1 protein-coding gene is annotated in these 771 nt (G+C 41.9%); it reads right to left on the bottom strand.

The features are described 5' to 3' along the window. Positions 1-108: 108 nt before the first annotated feature. The gene (locus N482_RS05430) at positions 109-546 is read right to left on the bottom strand and encodes a hypothetical protein (RefSeq protein ID WP_063376100.1); all 438 of its coding nucleotides are present in this window, start codon (positions 544-546) and stop codon (positions 109-111) included. Between the last annotated feature and the right edge of the window lie 225 nt (positions 547-771).

Genomic DNA, 771 nt, shown 5'->3' on the forward strand with positions numbered 1-771 from the left:
GAGTGTCCATATATGTCATCTATATTTTTAGTAATGCTGAAGTTGGTGCGAAGCTGTGATGATGGTATTTTGCCACCCAAATATACAGATAGCAAAATACCACCAACCTTAACTGCCATTCATAACATTAAAGGCTTTGCATTTACCGTTAATCAGGCTGTACCTTGAGCTAAAATCAAATTTCGGTTTGTCATTAACATACAGGTGCCCAAGCATTGGCCAATTTGATTGCTCATGACTTAGGGCATGATATTCTCCTGATAACTCCATGTGGCATTCGCTAACCCCTTTCAGGTACTCCTTAATCTCGCCAGAGGCTTTCACTATAACCCTTTCTTTTCCTCTGCTATAGCATGACTCCATAGTAGAGCAGAAAAGAAGCTCTCCCTTATCAAGAAAAAAGAACCCTCTTAGCGAAATACCTTTTGCAACACTCGCTTCCTCATGAGTTGGTAACTTGGAAAAAGCTACAAGCTCCCCACTATTGCCGCTATCAGCGCAAGCTAGTGTTGACAATAACACAAGCACCCCAATCAAATATCTCATCGACACCCTCCTACCAAACATGAATTCGCATTATCAAAGGCAGTTCTGGTAAGTGGCCAAGCCTCTTTCCTTGCTGCTGGTGCATTATACAAGCTCAAGCTTGCCTTTCCACTTCTCCCGACGGAGCTTACATAAGCCCTGTAAAAGCTTTTGTGGCTATCTCTATCTGAATTTGCGTTGACACCCACTTTAATTTACCACAGTACTAAACAAGTTTCTAAACAG

The organism is Pseudoalteromonas luteoviolacea NCIMB 1942, assembly GCF_001625595.1.
Taxonomy (GTDB): Bacteria; Pseudomonadota; Gammaproteobacteria; order Enterobacterales; family Alteromonadaceae; genus Pseudoalteromonas; species Pseudoalteromonas luteoviolacea_A.

Coding starts and splice junctions, on each gene's coding strand:
- N482_RS05430 (WP_063376100.1), bottom strand. CDS start 546: ATGAGATATTTGATTGGGGTGCTTGTGTTATTGTCAACACTAGCTTGC.